This is a genomic window from Natronorubrum sediminis, from assembly GCF_900108095.1.
Taxonomy (GTDB): domain Archaea; phylum Halobacteriota; class Halobacteria; order Halobacteriales; family Natrialbaceae; genus Natronorubrum; species Natronorubrum sediminis.
This window is the reverse complement of the sequence record NZ_FNWL01000001.1, coordinates 1,134,015-1,149,486: the sequence shown is the minus strand read 5'-3', so window position 1 is coordinate 1,149,486 and position 15,472 is coordinate 1,134,015. Positions and strand designations below refer to the sequence as shown.

The 15,472-nt window shown below is 61.1% G+C and carries 15 protein-coding genes; 5 read left to right on the top strand and 10 right to left on the bottom strand.

The features are described 5' to 3' along the window. Window positions 1-2: 2 nt before the first annotated feature. The 3 genes from BLW62_RS05635 to BLW62_RS05625 are packed head-to-tail and all read right to left on the bottom strand — an operon-like array spanning window position 3 to window position 2,223. On the bottom strand, window positions 3-575 hold the full coding sequence (locus BLW62_RS05635) for a DNA-directed RNA polymerase (RefSeq protein WP_076579934.1): 573 nt from the start codon (window positions 573-575) through the stop codon (window positions 3-5). Further along, complete coding sequence (locus BLW62_RS05630; protein ID WP_090505942.1) at window positions 576-968, bottom strand: PIN domain-containing protein; 393 nt, start codon at window positions 966-968, stop codon at window positions 576-578. A 22-nt stretch (window positions 969-990) separates the two neighbouring features. Then, window positions 991-2,223: a translation initiation factor IF-2 subunit gamma gene (locus BLW62_RS05625; RefSeq protein ID WP_090505940.1), complete on the bottom strand. Its 1,233-nt coding sequence runs from the start codon at window positions 2,221-2,223 to the stop codon at window positions 991-993. Window positions 2,224-2,397: 174 nt separating this feature from the next. Between BLW62_RS05625 and BLW62_RS05620 the strand changes: the two genes are divergently transcribed. Next, the gene (locus BLW62_RS05620) at window positions 2,398-3,426 is read left to right on the top strand and encodes a DUF5787 family protein (protein WP_090505938.1); all 1,029 of its coding nucleotides are present in this window, start codon (window positions 2,398-2,400) and stop codon (window positions 3,424-3,426) included. Between the two features lie 139 nt (window positions 3,427-3,565). Here the strand turns inward: BLW62_RS05620 and BLW62_RS05615 are convergent, their stop codons facing one another. The 5 genes from BLW62_RS05615 to BLW62_RS05595 form a co-directional block, all read right to left on the bottom strand. Then, entirely contained in the window at window positions 3,566-4,666 is a 1,101-nt protein-coding gene (locus BLW62_RS05615; RefSeq protein ID WP_090505936.1) for a sensor histidine kinase, read from the bottom strand. Window positions 4,667-4,705: 39 nt separating this feature from the next. Beyond that, on the bottom strand, window positions 4,706-6,178 hold the full coding sequence (locus BLW62_RS05610; RefSeq protein WP_090505934.1) for an ATPase domain-containing protein: 1,473 nt from the start codon (window positions 6,176-6,178) through the stop codon (window positions 4,706-4,708). Between the two features lie 126 nt (window positions 6,179-6,304). Further along, the gene (locus BLW62_RS05605; protein ID WP_090505932.1) at window positions 6,305-7,177 is read right to left on the bottom strand and encodes an MBL fold metallo-hydrolase; all 873 of its coding nucleotides are present in this window, start codon (window positions 7,175-7,177) and stop codon (window positions 6,305-6,307) included. 87 nt (window positions 7,178-7,264) lie between these two features. Then, complete coding sequence (locus tag BLW62_RS05600; protein ID WP_090505930.1) at window positions 7,265-7,594, bottom strand: hypothetical protein; 330 nt, start codon at window positions 7,592-7,594, stop codon at window positions 7,265-7,267. A 306-nt stretch (window positions 7,595-7,900) separates the two neighbouring features. Beyond that, complete coding sequence (locus BLW62_RS05595; protein WP_090505928.1) at window positions 7,901-8,686, bottom strand: PHP domain-containing protein; 786 nt, start codon at window positions 8,684-8,686, stop codon at window positions 7,901-7,903. Window positions 8,687-8,987: 301 nt separating this feature from the next. Here BLW62_RS05595 and BLW62_RS05585 point away from each other — a divergent pair, with 301 nt between their 5' ends. Together BLW62_RS05585 and BLW62_RS05580 are read left to right on the top strand one after the other, a co-directional pair. Next, window positions 8,988-10,256 carry an RNA-guided endonuclease InsQ/TnpB family protein gene (locus tag BLW62_RS05585; protein WP_090505924.1) on the top strand — a complete coding sequence of 423 codons (1,269 nt, stop codon included), beginning with the start codon at window positions 8,988-8,990 and terminating at the stop codon, window positions 10,254-10,256. A gap of 109 nt (window positions 10,257-10,365) precedes the next feature. Then, a complete protein-coding gene (locus BLW62_RS05580) occupies window positions 10,366-11,190 on the top strand; it encodes a superoxide dismutase (protein ID WP_090505922.1) in 825 nt (274 codons plus the stop codon). Window positions 11,191-11,259: 69 nt separating this feature from the next. Here the strand turns inward: BLW62_RS05580 and BLW62_RS05575 are convergent, their stop codons facing one another. Both BLW62_RS05575 and BLW62_RS05570 read right to left on the bottom strand, forming a co-directional pair. Continuing rightward, window positions 11,260-11,751, bottom strand: coding sequence for a DUF892 family protein (locus tag BLW62_RS05575; protein WP_090505920.1), 492 nt, complete (start codon window positions 11,749-11,751; stop codon window positions 11,260-11,262). Window positions 11,752-11,820: 69 nt separating this feature from the next. Next, window positions 11,821-12,411 carry a DUF8102 family protein gene (locus BLW62_RS05570; RefSeq protein ID WP_090506436.1) on the bottom strand — a complete coding sequence of 197 codons (591 nt, stop codon included), beginning with the start codon at window positions 12,409-12,411 and terminating at the stop codon, window positions 11,821-11,823. Between the two features lie 198 nt (window positions 12,412-12,609). Between BLW62_RS05570 and chrA the strand changes: the two genes are divergently transcribed. Together chrA and BLW62_RS05560 are read left to right on the top strand one after the other, a co-directional pair. Then, window positions 12,610-14,010 carry a chromate efflux transporter gene (chrA, locus tag BLW62_RS05565; RefSeq protein WP_090505918.1) on the top strand — a complete coding sequence of 467 codons (1,401 nt, stop codon included), beginning with the start codon at window positions 12,610-12,612 and terminating at the stop codon, window positions 14,008-14,010. A 133-nt stretch (window positions 14,011-14,143) separates the two neighbouring features. Next, complete coding sequence (locus BLW62_RS05560) at window positions 14,144-15,454, top strand: MFS transporter (RefSeq protein WP_090505916.1); 1,311 nt, start codon at window positions 14,144-14,146, stop codon at window positions 15,452-15,454. Window positions 15,455-15,472 lie beyond the last annotated feature (18 nt).

Here is a 15,472-nt window from a genome sequence, read left to right as displayed (position 1 = left end):
CGTCACTCACCCTCAGCCGTCGCTTCGCGCTTTTCGTGTTCTTCCTCGAGCCAGCCGTGCTTGCCGAGGCCGGGCTGTTTAGCGGTGAGGCCGATCTTCGAGTCACGCGGGTTGCGCTCGTCGATGCTCTTGGTGACGATGCGTGCGCGAATGGCGTCCTCGACGCCAAGCGTCTGGTTCGACTCGTTCGAGGCGAGTTGTTGGTTCTCGCCGTCGTAGGCGAGGTATTCGTCGCTGATCTGTGAGACGTGGAGCAAGCCGTCGACGGGGCCGATCCCGACGAATGCACCGAACTCGACGACTTCGACGACGGTACCGTCGACGACCTCTTGCATCTGTGGGTCGAACGTGACGGCGTCGAAATCGGCTTCGTAGTAGACGCCCGGCTCGTTCGGGAGGACCGTCCCCTCGCCGATATCGTGGACGTTCGTCACCGAGACGATGCTGCCCACCTCTTCGTCCATGCGCCCCTCGAGTTTGTCTTGGAGCAGTCGCTTCACGAGGTTCGGCGAGACGTCACCGAGTGCCTCCGGCGGTACTTCGACCGTGTCTTTCAGTCTGGCCCGTTTGTACATCTATGGTTGAGTGATCGCTAGCTTGTTTCTCCCGCGTAATGCAATTACCGGTACACACTCCTCGAGCACCCGGTCGCACAGCGGGCGATCGTTCGTGACGACGTACTCGACGACGCCCTCGCGGGCGAGTTCGACCAGCGCGTCGTCGGCGTACGATTCTTCCGTGTCGACGATGAGACAGCGTTCGGTCGCCAGGTCGTGGCCGACGTTCGCCGCTGTCCCTTCGGTTCCGCCCTTCTCGGCGAGTCGACGGAGTTCTTCGACGACGGCCTGTGGTGTCGTCGGCTCGTATGCGTCGACCAGCCGATCGAGTTCGTCGAACAGCCGCACGTCCAGTTCGACCGGCATCATGAGCGCACTCGTATCGAGTGCCACTTGCGTCGGCGTACTCATTCGTCGTGTTCCGTTGCGTTCGTTATTCGACGAGCGTTCCGAGTCCGATCAGTCGCCAGCGCGCACCGATCCGGCGGTTGATCGCAATCTTCGCTCCCGGTTCGGCGGCGACGGGTCGTTTGAGGTTGACCTCGCACTCGCCCTCGCGGGCGCTCGTGACCGCGCCGACGGTCGTCGCCGTGCCGACGGTCATCATCAGGGGCTCTCCGGTCGAAATCTCGTCGACCGTTTCGCCGCTTTCGGCACCGACCACACGGTCTAGTAGGTCGACTTCCATCGTAAAGCCCTGCCAGGTCGGTGGCAGCGATCCGGGTGGACCGGCCAACTGGCCGGCCAGCGCGTCGCCTTTCGTGAACGACGGATCGAGGCCGGTTCCGACACCGAGCAAGCCACCCGGCGTGGCCGAATCCACCGACTCGCCACCTGCTTGCAGCGAGCGAATCGTTGTCTCGATCGACACGTATTCGGATTGGCCGCCCTCCTCGACCTCGCGTCCGGGTTTGATCTCGAGGGCGTCGCCTTCCTCGAGTTCGCCGTGTATCAGGCTGCCACCGAGGACGCCGCCGCTGAGGTTCTCGTGGGTCGTCCCCGGCTTGTTGATGTCGAAACTCCGGGCGACGTGCATTCGTGGATCGTCGTCGGGGTCTCGGTCTGGGGTGGGAATCTCCTCTTCGATCGCTTGAATGAGCAGATCGAGGTTGACCTCCTGTCCCGCTGAGACAGGGACGACGGGGGCGTCTTCGGCGACGGTCCCCTCGACGAACTCCTGAATCTGTTCGTAGTTGTCTCGCGCCGTCTCGGGGTCGACGAGGTCGACCTTGTTCTGGGCGATGACGATGTTGTCGATCCCGATGATATCGAGTGCCATCAGGTGCTCTTCGGTCTGGGGCTGTGGGACGGATTCGCTGGCGCTGACGACCAACACGGCGCCGTCCATCAGTGAGGCACCAGAGAGCATCGTCGCCATCAGGGTTTCGTGACCTGGGGCGTCGACGAACGACACGGTCCGAAGCGGCTCACTCGGCGAGCCGTCCGGACACTCCTCCTCGACGGTGTAACATTCGGGTTCCTCGAGTCCATCGCAGTGACGGAACGTCGCGTCGGCGTAGCCAAGACGAATGGAGATACCGCGTTTCATCTCCTCTGAGTGCTGGTCCGTCCACGATCCGCTGAGCGCTTGCACCAGCGTCGTCTTGCCGTGGTCGACGTGACCGACGAGCCCGATGTTCACCTCCGGTTGTTGAGTTCCTGCCATAAGACGGTGAGTAATCTTAGGTAAGGCTTCCGCCGTGCGATTGATAAACCTACTGTTCTGGGGGCGAATCGGCAGGCCAGAACGGACACGTTTTATCTCTCTCAATGGGGTTGATAGGTCGGCGTGTGTCGCCAGTCACGCGCTTTTTCACGATCGGCTCCATAGCACGCACACGTGAGCGAATTCGCGTTCGAACTCGAGTTGTGCGCCCACCTCGAGACCCGTCGTGAGGGAATCCTCGCCCGGCAACTCGGCACGAGCGTCGCGAATCCCGGCGGCCGAATCCTCGACGTTGTTTGCGTCGAGCCGGGGCCCGAATTCGAGGATCGCGTCGCCCTCTCGAGTGCGACGATTCCGGACGCAGCGATCGAGGCCGACGTCGGGACGGGCCGCGCTCGCTACTGGAAAGACGCGTTCGACTGCCATCCCGAACGAGCCGAACGCGCCGTCGAACGGGCCTGCGAGATCGGGTTCTTCGAACGCGAACGTCGAAACGGACGCGAGTACGTCAGGCAGGTCGCCCGATATCCCGACTGGTACAACCGTCTCGTCGGCATCGAGAACAAACCGGATCTCGGCCGACCGGGCGACCTCGAGGCTCAACTGCGAACGGACGTGAGTCTCGGGTTGGTCGACGAGGTCATCCTCGCGACGGAGAGTTACGTGACGCGCGCCCACCTGAATCGAATTCCGGAGGAAGTCGGCGTCTGGCGCGTCCACCGTGAGGAGTCGGCGCACGCCGACGAGGTGGCCGCTGATGAGACGACCGCCGACGGGTCGACTCTCGAGGTCGAAGTGCTCCGAGAACCCGACCAGCTTCCCGTCTCAGAGCCGGGAATCGAACCGCTCGAGTCCTTTCCCGGTCGCACCGATATCGCCGTCGTCGAGCCAGCAGCGAAGGCTCGCCAGCGTCGTCGCGTCGCCGAACGCGCCTACGGCAAGGGCTGGCGAACCTTCGATATTCCCGAGTGCGGGGCCTGCGAGCCGACTGCTGGGGGCGACCTCACGATGCCTCGATGTGCGTGGAACGGCCGTCTCGTCGACGCGAACACGGAGTGTAGCCCGTCGTGTCCAGGGTACGACCCGGAGACGGACTCGCTCCCGACAGTCGACCTCGAGGCCGAGCGCGAGCGTCGGACGCCGTGGGAGGCGAATCCGGACGGCAAACGCCGCCAGCAGTCGGGATTGGACCAGTTCGGCTGACCGTCCGTCGGTAGCGGACATGATGCGTCTAACGGATGCGCGGATGTCTCGAGTGGGCTCGTCACCCGTCGTTTTCCGACTTCTCGCAACTCGCAACTCGCAACTCGTGACCCGTGACTCGTGACCCGTGACTCGAGAGTCAGCCTCGCGGTGCGTCGACTGCCGGCAGCGTGAACGTAAACGTCGACCCTTCGCCGGGTTCGGAGTCGACCCAGATTCGGCCGCCGTGGCGTTTGACGATGCGCTTACAGAGTGCGAGTCCGATGCCAGTTCCGGCGTACTCGTCGTGGCTGTGCAGGCGCTGGAAGACCTCGAAGATTCGCTCTTGATCGTCGGGATCGATGCCGATTCCGTCGTCGGTCACCGAGATCTGCCACTCAGTCCCCGATCGTTCGGCTTCGACGGCGACCTCCGGTTGTTCGTCGCCGCTGTACTCGATCGCATTCGACAACAAGTTCTGGAACAGCTGTCGCAACTGATCCGGATCTCCCTCGATGCGCGGGAGCGAATCGCTCGTGATCGCTGCGTCGTGTTCGTCGATCTTCATCTGCAAGTCGGCCTGGACGTCCTCGAGTACGTCGTTCAGCTCCGTCTCCGTCAACTGGCCGCCTTCGGTGTCGATCCGTGAGTACTCGAGCAAGCCGTCGATCATCCCTCGCATGCGGTTTGCCCCGTCGATAGCGAAGTCGAGAAACTCGTCGACCTCTTCGTCGAGTTCGTTTCCGTATCGCTGCTCGATGAGTTGGAGATAACTCGAGATCATCCGGAGCGGCTCCTGGAGGTCGTGTGAGGCTGCGTATGCAAATTGCTCGAGTGACTTGTTCGACTCCTTGAGCCGCGTGATGTAGTGACGAAGCTCGAGCGACTGCTGTCGTCGCGTGAGCAGGGTATCCAGTCGCCGAAAGAGGACGGGTGGATCGATCGGTGCGTCGACGGTCTCGTTGACCAACAGCGGTGGTTCACGGTCGCCCGGATCGGGCAACGTGAGCCGAAGTGAGCTGTCTTCCCGTCGGATAGCGACAACCGGACAGAACACTGGGTAGGCGTCTTCGACTCGCTCGAGGAGGTCTGAGTGGTGTTCGGGAAACGTGTAATCGTCGACGAGATAGCAATCGGCCTCCGTGACCGACTGGTCGGTGATGACGTCGTAGTGCTCGGAGAGGAGTTCACGGACTGCAGCGCGGTTCCCGTCCTCACCGACGAGCAACTGAATCGTTTGCTGACGATCACTCGAGTTCATACGTGTTGGGCGGCACAATAGGGGTATGTTGTAGTCGATTCATTCGCGTTGGAACTGGTCTGACGGTTCGCTGGCTCGTGGTGACCCTTGGAGGATTCCGTAGAGGCCGGTCAGCGGTTCGCCGACGCGGATTCCGTTGGAGGTGATCGAGAACTCGCGCAGGCTCCGTTCGAAACCGCCGGTTCGCTTTTTCAGGACGCCGACGACTTTCTGGAGGCTCCCGTCCATTTCGACGTAACTGAGGAACATGAGGTTGTCTGCGACGTAGCTGATGTTCCCGCTCGTCGCCCGGGAGATGCCCGTAATTTCGGAAATTTCGTTCGTAATGACGACGGTTACACCGCGACTCTTGAGATAGCGCGTCAGTGTGAGGAGTTCCCGCAAGAGCTCGTTCTTGTCGCCTTGGATCGTGATGGTGTAGCCGTCGATCCCGTCGATCAGGACGATGTCCGTCTCCTGCTGACTGACTTGCTGTTTGACCATGTGTGCGAACTCTTCGGCCGAGATCGCGAGTGGCTCGACTTCGGTGACATCGACCATCCCGTCATCTCGAAGCGACGTGATGGGCATATCGATCGATTCCGAGCGGTATTCGTATGTCTGGTGGTTCTCCTCGAAGAGATACACCGCCGACCGGAGGTCGTTTTCGGCTGCCTGACACAGCAACTGCGTTGCCATCGACGTCTTTCCCGTCCCGGAGGGGCCGCTGATGAACGTCACGGTTTGCTCGTCGAATCCGCCGCCGATGAGTTCGTCGAGTTCGTCGATACCAAACCGTAGTTGGTCCGGATCGAAAGGATGATCGTATTGTTCTGGAACCAGTTTCGGGAAGATTTCGATACCATCGCCTCGAATTTCCATCCCGTGGTCGCCTTCCATCTGGCCGAGTGCCCGGTGTTTCTCGGCCTGGATGCGCCGGCCACCGTTCCCTCGAGTAACCCTGACGATCCCGTCACTCAACGAGCGGACCTCTGTATCGTACTCCTGTTTTGGTGACGACGTCGCGGTGGCGATGACGGTGACCTCCCGCTGTTTGAGAAACCGCATGAACGCGAGGATGCGCTTTCGAAACTGGTGGTCGTTCGCCTCGACGTAGCGCAGTTGCGTAATCGGATCGACGACCACTCGATCGGGATCAATTTCTCGGATCGCCTCGTGAATGTCCTGGGTGTACCGGTCGCGTTCGATGTCACTCGGATTGACCAGGTCGTACGAGTAGTCCTCGACGAAGAAGTCCGAGTCCGGCCCTAAATCGAGAAACTCGGCGTCGGCGATATCGATCCCGAGCGCTTCGCCGTTCGCCAGGATTTCCTCGTGGGACTCCTCACCGTGGATGAACAACACCGTCTCGTCGTTCTCGAGGCCCTTCTCGAGAAAGTGCATACCGAGGAGCGTCTTTCCAGTCCCCGGTTGTCCCTGGATGAGATACAGTCGACCGGTGACGAGCCCGCCGCGGAGTATCGTGTCTAATCCGTCAACTCCGCTGCTTATCGAGGAAACGCGTGCTCCCATGTCCGTCCACACGTAATTGACGGTTATGAATCAACCTATCTCCAACGAGACTGATAGTTGTCTGGGTGTTCACTGCGACGAGGATAGTCCGTGTCTATGGGCCGTCGACGGTATCTCGACCAGCTGTCATATTTTCCCCGGTCGATCTGTCTCCGACTGCGATACTCCCGCTGGCGTGAGTCGATACTGCTCGCCGTCGACTGCGAGTGGCGCTTCGAACGCTTCCGCGGCCGGATAGTAGTGTGCCAGGTGCACGAGTCGCGTTCGATCGGCGTTCAATTCGGCTGCCAACTCGAGGGCACCCTCCCGCGTCATGTGCTTCGTCCCGAACGTTCGCGGGACGCCGTCCGCGTTCTCGTGGCGACCGCCGGCGGGGTGGTGCTCACAGAGTGAGGCGGGAACGATCGCATCGGCGAGCAACAGGTCCGGGTCTGCGAGGACGTCTCGAGATTCCTGCGGGACGTTGTAGCTCGTATCCCCGGTGATCGAGAGCTTCGCACCCGTTTCGGGGTCCTCGATCGCGACGCCATAACAGACGAGTGGCGGGTGCTCGACCGGGACGAGCGTCACGTCGAACCCACAGAGCCGGACTGCCTCGAGTGGCGTCGTCGAGTGGACGTCGATTCGGTCGAGGTAGTGGTAATCCGTCCGGATCGTCTCGGCGACGCTTTCACCGGTCCGCGGATCGGTTTCGTCCGCGGCGTAGACGGACAACGAGTCGACGACGCGAAAGACGTTCCCCAGTCCGTCGAGGTGATCGAAGTGAACGTGCGTGATGATCGCCGCGTCGGGGAGGGCGACGCCGTCGCGAAGAAACTGGTAGCGAAAGTCCGGACTGAAGTCGATCAATAGCGACTCGTCGGTGCGTTCGTTCTCGACGTGTACCGAAAATCTGGTTCGCTCGAGGCCCTCCTCGCGTGCTCGCTCGCAGGTGTCACAGTCACAGCCGACCGTCGGCGTGCCGGTCGTATCTCCGGTCCCGAGGAGGCTCACGCGCATCGTCACGCCTTCCCTCCGGCGGTTTTGGCGTCGGCAGCCGTTCTCTCCGAGTTCGTTAGCGATCTCGTCCCAGCGGGCTGGCCGTCCCTACACATACGATCGCCCTTCCTCGAACGCCGTCTGTACGAGCGGGTGATCTTCCTGTTCTGCTAGTCGCTGGGCCGGGAGCACGTAGACGCTCGTGACGACGCCGTGTTCGAGACCGACCGTCTCGGCGAGGGCCTCGAGCGCTCGTTCGGTCGCCTCGTCGTGGTCTTCGAGGACGACCAAGGCCTCGAGTTCAGTGTGCATGCCGTGGGTCTCGGGGCCCACTGCGTCGCCGAACACGATCAGGTCGCGGATCGCGTCGCCGTGTTCCGCCTGTGCGCTGGTAGCGAACGCGTCCGCGGCGGTTCCCTGTGGCGATCCATCGCTCATAAGGGAGTGCTTCGCACCCGTCGCATAAAGGGTATTCCCCACAGCGAGGAGTAGTATTCAGCTACGGACGTGCGAGAATCGATACGACTCCGAAAGCCCTCGGTAGTCTCGGGTCCCGGGACTCGCTGTGCGCTTCGGGCGCTTCGGGCCCTGCAGTGCTTGCTTCTTCCGGGTTCCCCGAGACACCTTCACCCGTTCAGTCCGCCAGGCGGCCGGTTGATCGGCCGGCGGACACGCGCCGCTGATCTGTCTTCTCTGAACGCCGCCCGCTACGGGGTGACAGCGTTCGGTCGCCATCGAGACGGGTCACTCCCGAAGCCCCGGCGGGGCAACGACCTCGAGGTTGTGACGTTCGAGGAACGCCTCGAGGAAGTCGGCGCGGTCGCCGAGTTCGTGGGGACGATGGGAGTCGGAGCCGACGGTGACGGCCACGTCGTACTCCTGGAGGATCTCGAGAAACGCCGCGTCGGGATGGACGACGTCCATCTCGGCGAGCGCGCGTCCGGCGTTGATCTCGGGCACCGTCCGGGAGTCCGCGAGCGCCCGTGCCACCCGATCGTAGTGATCCATCGTCGCCCGTCCGCGCAGTGGCGGCGTTCGCTCGAGCAGGTCGACGTGTGCCGCGACGTCGAACAGTTCCGACTCGATCAGCGAGACGAGGGTATCGAAGTAGGTGTCGACGATCGAATTCAGGTGTGCGTCGGATTCGCCCCGAAAATGAGACGGGACCTGCACGTTCTTGCCGTCGACGGCGTGGACGCTTCCAAGTGCGTACTCGAAGTCCGCCGTCTCGAGAAAGTCTCGAATCGCCCCCTCGTCTCGCGGATCGTAATCCATCTCGACGCCGTCGTAAATCTCGATGGAGACGCCCGCTCGCTCGCGAAGCGTCTCGATTGCTCGCCGTCGCCGCTCGTAGGTCAGATCGAGATTGAAGCCGTAGACGCCGCGCTCGGTCGCTGGTCGCGCCCGCTCCGAGACGGTACAGTGGTCCGTAAACCCGATACCCTCGAGGCCGGCGGACTCGGCGGCCCGAACCATCCGCTCGAGAAATTCCCCGTCGGAGTAGTTCGTGTGGGCGTGAAAATCCTTCATGGGTCGACGACACCGGGAGACAAGTTGGTCGTTTCGCTCGAGGTAGGTTCCTGCGAGACGCTCGTCACCGATCGACTCGAGCGAGCGTCGTACGCCGTTCCCGTCTCCGTCTGTGATTATTCCACACCTATCTGTCTGTACATCTTATCTACTGAACAGGCGCAAAACTTCGCCGTTTACGGCGGGGATACGCGCCGTCACTGAATGACACCGACCACCGATAACTGCATTGCCGGATATTCCACACTCAACCACTATATTTAACACAGAACCGTTCATAAGTACTTATGAACACAGTCAGATGCTGGAGACAACCCGCACATATCGAGCGAAAATCGTCAACCACTCCCAAGTGAGTGACGACCTCGATGACTGCGGACACTCAGCATCCAAACTGTGGAACGTCGCCCGCTACCACACCCAACAAGAATGGGATGAAACCGGAGAGATTCCCTCTGAAGCCGACCTCAAGCGCGAATTAAAAGACCACGAACGATACAGTGACCTACATTCTCAGTCAAGTCAGCGAGTTCTAGAAGAGCTTGCTGAGTCGTTCAACGGTTGGTTCAAAAAGCGTGAAAAAGGCGACACAGACGCGAATCCACCCGGATACCGCAAACATGGCGACAAACACCCACGCTCCACTGTAACGTGGAAACAAAACGGTATCAAACACGATTCCAAACACAACAAACTCCGTCTGAGCAAGGGATTCAACCTGAAGAACCACCGCTCAGATTTCATCCTCGTAAAATACGAGACGCGACCCGATGTGGTCGTGAAGAATATCCAACAAGTCAGAGCCGTGTGGAACGGCGACCGTTGGGAACTCCACCTCGTCTGCAAGGTCGAAATCCTCACCGAGGACGCCCCCGGCGACAACACCGCTGGCATCGACCTCGGAATCAAGAACTACCTCGCCATCGCTTACGATGATGGTGACGCTGAGTTGTATCCGGGGAACGTACTGAAGCAAGACAAGCACTACTTCACCCGCGACGAGTACGATACCGAAGGAGAGAACGGCCCCTCCAAACGTGCGCTTCGCGCTCGTCAGAAATTGTCTCGGCGGAAAAATCACTTCCTCCACGCACTTGCCAAACACGTCGTTGAGCAGTGTATCGACCACGAGGTCGGTCGCATCGCTATCGGTGACTTGAGCAGGATTCGAGAGGACGAAAACGGCGAGTCTCGAAATTGGGGGAAGCGTGGGAACAAGAAACTCCACGGATGGGAGTTCGACCGATTCACCACGTTGCTCGAATACAAGGCAGAAGAACACGGTATACTCGTTGACCGGAAGTCGGAGCAAGATACGTCGAAGACGTGTTCGTGTTGTGGACGGAAGCGTGATGCGAATCGTGTGGAGCGTGGGTTGTACGTGTGTGAGCCGTGTGGTGTGACGATGAACGCGGACGTGAATGGTGCGGTGAATATCCGGAGAAAGATAACTCAGAATCCTCCTATGGGGGATATGAGTAACGGTCGTTTGGCACGGCCAGTAGCCTACTTGTTCAATCAAACCTCGGGGCGTTTCGCACCGGGCGAACAGGCGGATTGCGAACCGTAATATCCCAACGCTCGGGAATCCTCGCCCTTTAGGGCGGGGAGGATGTCAACAATGGCTTGCGTGTGAGCGCGCCGCGTTGAACAAAGGTCCGCTGGTAGGACAGTCGTGAATGCCGAACGATGACGACGCAGCGTTTCCGACCGACCGCCGGGCGTTTCTCGAGTCAGTCGGCCTCACGGCGGGCGTCGCCGCGCTCGCGAGTACCGCCCTTCCGACGGCTGCAAACGACGAACCCGACGCGAACGACGATCCACTCCCTATGAGCTACGACCTACCGGACCTTCCCTACGAGTACGACGCGCTCGAACCGCACATCGACCGAGAGATCATGGAACTTCACCACTCGGGGCACCACCAGGCCTACGTCGACGGCGCGAACGACGCGCTCGAGGAACTCGAGGAGATGCGCGAGGCCGACGATTTTGAGGGGATCAAAGCCGTCAAACGCGATCTGGCGTTCAACCTCTCGGGACACGTCAATCACGCGATCTTCTGGGAGAATATGGCACCCGACGGCGGCGGCGAGCCGACGGGTACCCTCGCGGATGCGATCGACCGGTCGTTCGGGTCGTTCGAGGCGTTTCGAAACGAGTTCACTCAGACCGCGGCGGACGTCGAATCCGTCGGCTGGGCGATGTTGTTCTACGAACCCCTCGCTGACGAGTTGATAATCGGTCAAGTCGAGAGCCAACACCTCCTCGCCCATCAGGATTCGACGCCGTTGTTGACCCTCGACGTTTGGGAGCACGCCTACTACCTCCAGTATCAGAACGAACGCGATGCGTACATCGACGAGTGGTGGAACGTCGTCGACTGGGACGACGTCGCCGAACGCTACGAGGCGGCCTGTGCCCAACGCGGCCAATCCGACGAGGACGATCAAGGTCAACAGGACGAGCGGAGTCCGTCCTCGAGTCTGCCCAACTCAGTGTAACGTCGGGGTGCCGGTGTCCTTCGACCCACCTGTTTCGTCGCACCTTCCCGTCGGAACCGAACGCGCCGACTACTCCGCTCGAGACGCTCGTCTCTCCTCGAGAAACGCTTGCATCTTCTCGAGAGCGGCCTCGGCTTCGCTTCGATTCTTCTCGAGCCGGTCGACGACTTGCTGGGGTGCCTCGAGATTCTCCGCTAAGAGGAGCAACCGATCGAGGAGGGTAATCTCGATACGTTCGTTGATCGTTCCGATCCCGATGGCGTCGAGGTCACGAAGATCGTCGGGTTCCACTTCGTGAACGAATTCGTCCTTTTCCGCGAGCAGCCCCTCCATAATTGGACTGCCCCGCTCCGTCGGGTCCTCGTCGAGGAGTTCGAAGATCTCCTCGATTCGAGTGACCTGCGTCACCGTGTCCTCGCGGTGGCCGGCGAACAGCGCTTCGACCTCCCTACTCGCCGCGGCCTCGGCTAAATCGCCGTTGAGGTCGAGAATTTCGATCTCCGCGTGGTAGAGCTTCTGCAATTCCCGCTCGAACATGTCCGACTCCGTCGTAATACTCATCGTGGATCCTCCGGTGGCTGATTTGCACTCAGTCCGTGCGCTCGTTCGTCCGTTCGGCGTCGAATTTTCTCACTCGTCATCGAACACCAACTCCGTGATACACGCTTGCACCTCGGCAGTGTCGACCCTGTCACTCTCCATGAGGAGTCGCAACCCTGCCGGGGAAACGTCATTGCCCGCTTTCAGGTCCTTCACAACCGCCGCAATCGGCCCCGGTGTCGCGTCGACCTCGAGCGCGACGTCCTCGACGAGGATCTCGTCTCGTTTGCCACTCTCGTAGACGGCATCCCGCAGCAACCGTTCTGCCAGCGATTCGGCGTGCGCCGCGTCTTCCTCGAGCATCGACTCCGTCAGCCCCGTGTTGTATAACACGAAGGCGAGCGCATCCCGCAGTCCGTTCGTGAACTCGTCGTCGCGGCGCTCGTCGTTTCGTTCGTCGCCGTCCGTCTCCGCTAACTGTTCGAACAGCTTCTGTCGCTCTGCCTCCTCGAGGTGCTCGAAGAGGATCGAGAAGTCGAGTATCGTATTGTACACCCGCTTTCGAATGTCCCGGCGACGCTGGTATCGCTGCTGCTTCGCGTGTTCACCGGTGTACGCTTTCTCTCCGGTGAGCCACCGCCGATCCTCGGTCGTCAACATCGCGTTCTTTCGTTCGTTCATCGTGGCCTCACTGCACATTCGCTCGAAGCCGAGCGATCACCGTACATCTCTCAAAATATACTGATGAGAGAAATATATTTACTCTACCGGTCTGATGACGCTTCATGGAAGGGTATGACATCCCAGGGCGGATGAGTATTTCCCCCGCGCTGAGAGTACCCCGTCGGGAGCATCCCGGCAGCAACGGACGTGAATTCGATGGCTGAGACGACATCAGACGCGACGACGGCCGGATACGCTGGCGAGGCGACACCTTCCAAACTGGTCGAGATCGCCCGGTACTACCTGTTCATCGGAATCGTCGGTTTCGGCGGTCCGATGGTCCACATCGCCATGATGGAAGCCGATCTGGTCGGCGAGGACAGCAAGGAGTGGACCGACCAGTCGGTCTTCATGGAGGGACTCGCCATCTGTAACATGCTGCCGGGCCCGGCGTCGACCCAGTTGGGAATCTTCATGGGGTGGATCTACGCCGGGACGAAAGGCGCGCTCGTCGCCGGTTTCTTCTTCATGCTGCCGACGTTCGTCCTCGTCGTCTTCTTCTCGTGGCTCTACTTCGCCTACCAACAGGTCCCAGCCGTCGAGGCGGTCTTCTACGGCATCAACCCCGTCGTGATCGGCCTCATCGTGGGGGCCTGTTACTCGATGACCAGAAGCGCCTTCGACGAAGGCCGGACGGACGCCGAACTCGAGGTCGGGTCGGACACCTGGAACGTCGACTACCTGCTCGTCGTCTTGCTCGTCGCGACGACGCTCGTTCAGGCCGTACTCGGCCCGAATCCGGTACTCCTGTTCGTTCTCTCCGGTCTCGTCGGCGTCCTCGTGTACCGATCCGACTGGGTCAGACAAAACGCGCGTCGAGTGACGCCGTGGGCCGTCGTCGGTGGCCTCGCCGGAGTCGGTTTTCTGGTTCGTGACCGATTCCTCGAGTTCCTCGGTCCGGCCGTTCGCAGCGCCGTCGAAACCTCCCCAATCTGGGGACTCCTGCTCGTGCTCTGGGCGAACCCGTGGGTACAGCTGTTCGCGTTCATGGTCTACACCGGTTCGTTCATCTACGGCGGCGGACTCGTGTTGATTCCCTTCATCGAGACCTACGTCGTCAGCGAGTTCGGCTGGATGACCGGGCGCGAGTTCGTCGACGGGATCGCCATCGGCCAACTCTCACCGGGACCGGTCGTGATGACCACGGCGTTCGTCGGCTACAAACTCATGCTCGACGTGTCGGGCGGTATCGTCGCCATCGCCGTGATCGGCGCGCTCGTGGCTACGATCGGTGCCTTCGGTCCGTCGTTCGCCTTCATCATCGGATTCTTCCCGTACTTCGCGAAGATCCGCGAGAACGAAATCGTCCAGACTGCGCTGATCGCCGTCAACGCCGCCGTCATCGGCGCGATTTTGGGTGCGACGGTTATCCTCGCCGAAGAATCGTTCCTCGTCGACCAACCGAGCATCCCGGTCCCCGTCGCCGACGTCGTCTTCGACCTCTTCGCCGTCGCACTGGCGATCGTCACCTACTGGCTGTTCGTTCGCGGCGTCCACGCGGCGTCCCTCATCGCTGGCGGCGGTGTGATCGGGGTAGGCGCGTTCTTCATCCTCTAATCGCTTCCTTTCTCGAGGAAGAACTAGCCCGCACTTGGCGATACTCCGTCTCTCACCCGCGAGCACGCCCGAAAACGGCGACCCATCCACGGTATAGCAAAATCTATTTACTCGGGATCGTTTCTACTACAACATGACGACGCGCGAATCCGCCGGCGTTCTCGATCCGTTTCGCCAGTTTTTCTCCATGAAACGGGATGTACTGGTGCTCTCGCTCGCGATGTTCGCGTTCAGCCTCGGGTTTCAGATGACGAACCGGTTTCTCCCCGATTACCTCGTCTATTTGGGGGCGGGCGGATTCGTCGTCGGCCTGTTCGCGACGCTCGGAAACGTCATCGGCGCGGTCTACCCCTACTACGGTGGCGTCGTCTCCGACCGCGTCGGCTCGAGGTACGCCCTGACCGTCTTCGGCTTTCTCTCGACGTTCGGCTTCGTCATCTGGCTCGTCTCCGCGTACGTTCCAGCGATCGACCTTGGCGCGTTCGTCCTCGAGCCGTGGGTCTGGGTGTTCGTCGGCCTGTTGCTCGCACAGTGTTGGAAATCGTTCGGGATCGGCGGCCACTACGCCATCGTCAAGCAGGCAACTGAACCGAGTCGATTGGCGCGCGGGTTCGCGAGCACGGAGACCTTTCGGCGGACGGCGTTCCTGATCGCCCCGCTGATCGTCGCCGTGCTCGTGGTCGACGAACTCATGCCCGGCTTTCTCTGGGTGCTCGTCATCGCCATCGTCTTCGCTATCCTCGGGACCATCGCCCAGCACTTCCTCTATGAGGCCGAGGCGGACACCGTCGGGTCGGCGTTCGAAGGATTCGGACAGATCGTCGACGATCTGCGGGCGCTCCCCGACGCCCTCCGTCCGCTGTTGGTCGCTGACGCGCTCGTTCGCTTCGCGAACGGAATGGTGTACGCCTTCTTCATCCTGGTGATCACGCAGGTGATGGAGATCGGGCTAACGCTCTCGCTTCCCGTGTTCGGGACCGTCGACCTCTCGCCCGCCGCGTTCTTCGGCGTTCTCCTGAGCGTCGAGATGTTCGTCGCGCTGTTGACGATGGCACCCGCCGCCAAAATCGCCGAGTACACCGGTCTCAAGCCCGTCGTCGGCCTCGGCTTCTTCGTCTACGCCATCTTCCCGATCGTGCTCATCTTCGCGCCGGAGAACGCCTGGGTTCTGATCGCGCTCTTCGCTTTCTCCGGGCTCCGATTCGCCGGACTGCCCGCCCACAAGGCGCTCATCGTCGGCCCGGCCGAACGAGGCGCGGGCGGCCGCGTCACCGGCTCGTACTACTTCGTCCGCGGCGCAATCGTCATCCCGAGTGGCGCGCTCGGCGGCTTTCTCTGGCAGTTCGTCGCTCCGGAAACGTCGTTCGTGCTCGCCTCGATCATCGGCATGATCGGCGTCGCCTACTTCGTGATCTTCGGCCAGGAGTTCGAAGCCTACCAGTAATACACCTCATTCGAGTCT

Excerpts from the sequence above, each read along its gene's own strand:
- BLW62_RS05635 (WP_076579934.1), bottom strand. The coding sequence starts at position 575 with ATGTACAAACGGGCCAGACTGAAAGACACGGTCGAAGTACCGCCGGAG.
- BLW62_RS05630 (WP_090505942.1), bottom strand. The coding sequence starts at position 968 with ATGAGTACGCCGACGCAAGTGGCACTCGATACGAGTGCGCTCATGATG.
- BLW62_RS05625 (WP_090505940.1), bottom strand. The coding sequence starts at position 2,223 with ATGGCAGGAACTCAACAACCGGAGGTGAACATCGGGCTCGTCGGTCAC.
- BLW62_RS05615 (WP_090505936.1), bottom strand. The coding sequence starts at position 4,666 with ATGAACTCGAGTGATCGTCAGCAAACGATTCAGTTGCTCGTCGGTGAG.
- BLW62_RS05610 (WP_090505934.1), bottom strand. The coding sequence starts at position 6,178 with ATGGGAGCACGCGTTTCCTCGATAAGCAGCGGAGTTGACGGATTAGAC.
- BLW62_RS05605 (WP_090505932.1), bottom strand. The coding sequence starts at position 7,177 with ATGCGCGTGAGCCTCCTCGGGACCGGAGATACGACCGGCACGCCGACG.
- BLW62_RS05600 (WP_090505930.1), bottom strand. The coding sequence starts at position 7,594 with ATGAGCGATGGATCGCCACAGGGAACCGCCGCGGACGCGTTCGCTACC.
- BLW62_RS05595 (WP_090505928.1), bottom strand. The coding sequence starts at position 8,686 with ATGAAGGATTTTCACGCCCACACGAACTACTCCGACGGGGAATTTCTC.
- BLW62_RS05585 (WP_090505924.1), top strand. The coding sequence starts at position 8,988 with ATGCTGGAGACAACCCGCACATATCGAGCGAAAATCGTCAACCACTCC.
- BLW62_RS05580 (WP_090505922.1), top strand. The coding sequence starts at position 10,366 with ATGCCGAACGATGACGACGCAGCGTTTCCGACCGACCGCCGGGCGTTT.
- BLW62_RS05575 (WP_090505920.1), bottom strand. The coding sequence starts at position 11,751 with ATGAGTATTACGACGGAGTCGGACATGTTCGAGCGGGAATTGCAGAAG.
- BLW62_RS05570 (WP_090506436.1), bottom strand. The coding sequence starts at position 12,411 with ATGAACGAACGAAAGAACGCGATGTTGACGACCGAGGATCGGCGGTGG.
- chrA (WP_090505918.1), top strand. The coding sequence starts at position 12,610 with ATGGCTGAGACGACATCAGACGCGACGACGGCCGGATACGCTGGCGAG.
- BLW62_RS05560 (WP_090505916.1), top strand. The coding sequence starts at position 14,144 with ATGACGACGCGCGAATCCGCCGGCGTTCTCGATCCGTTTCGCCAGTTT.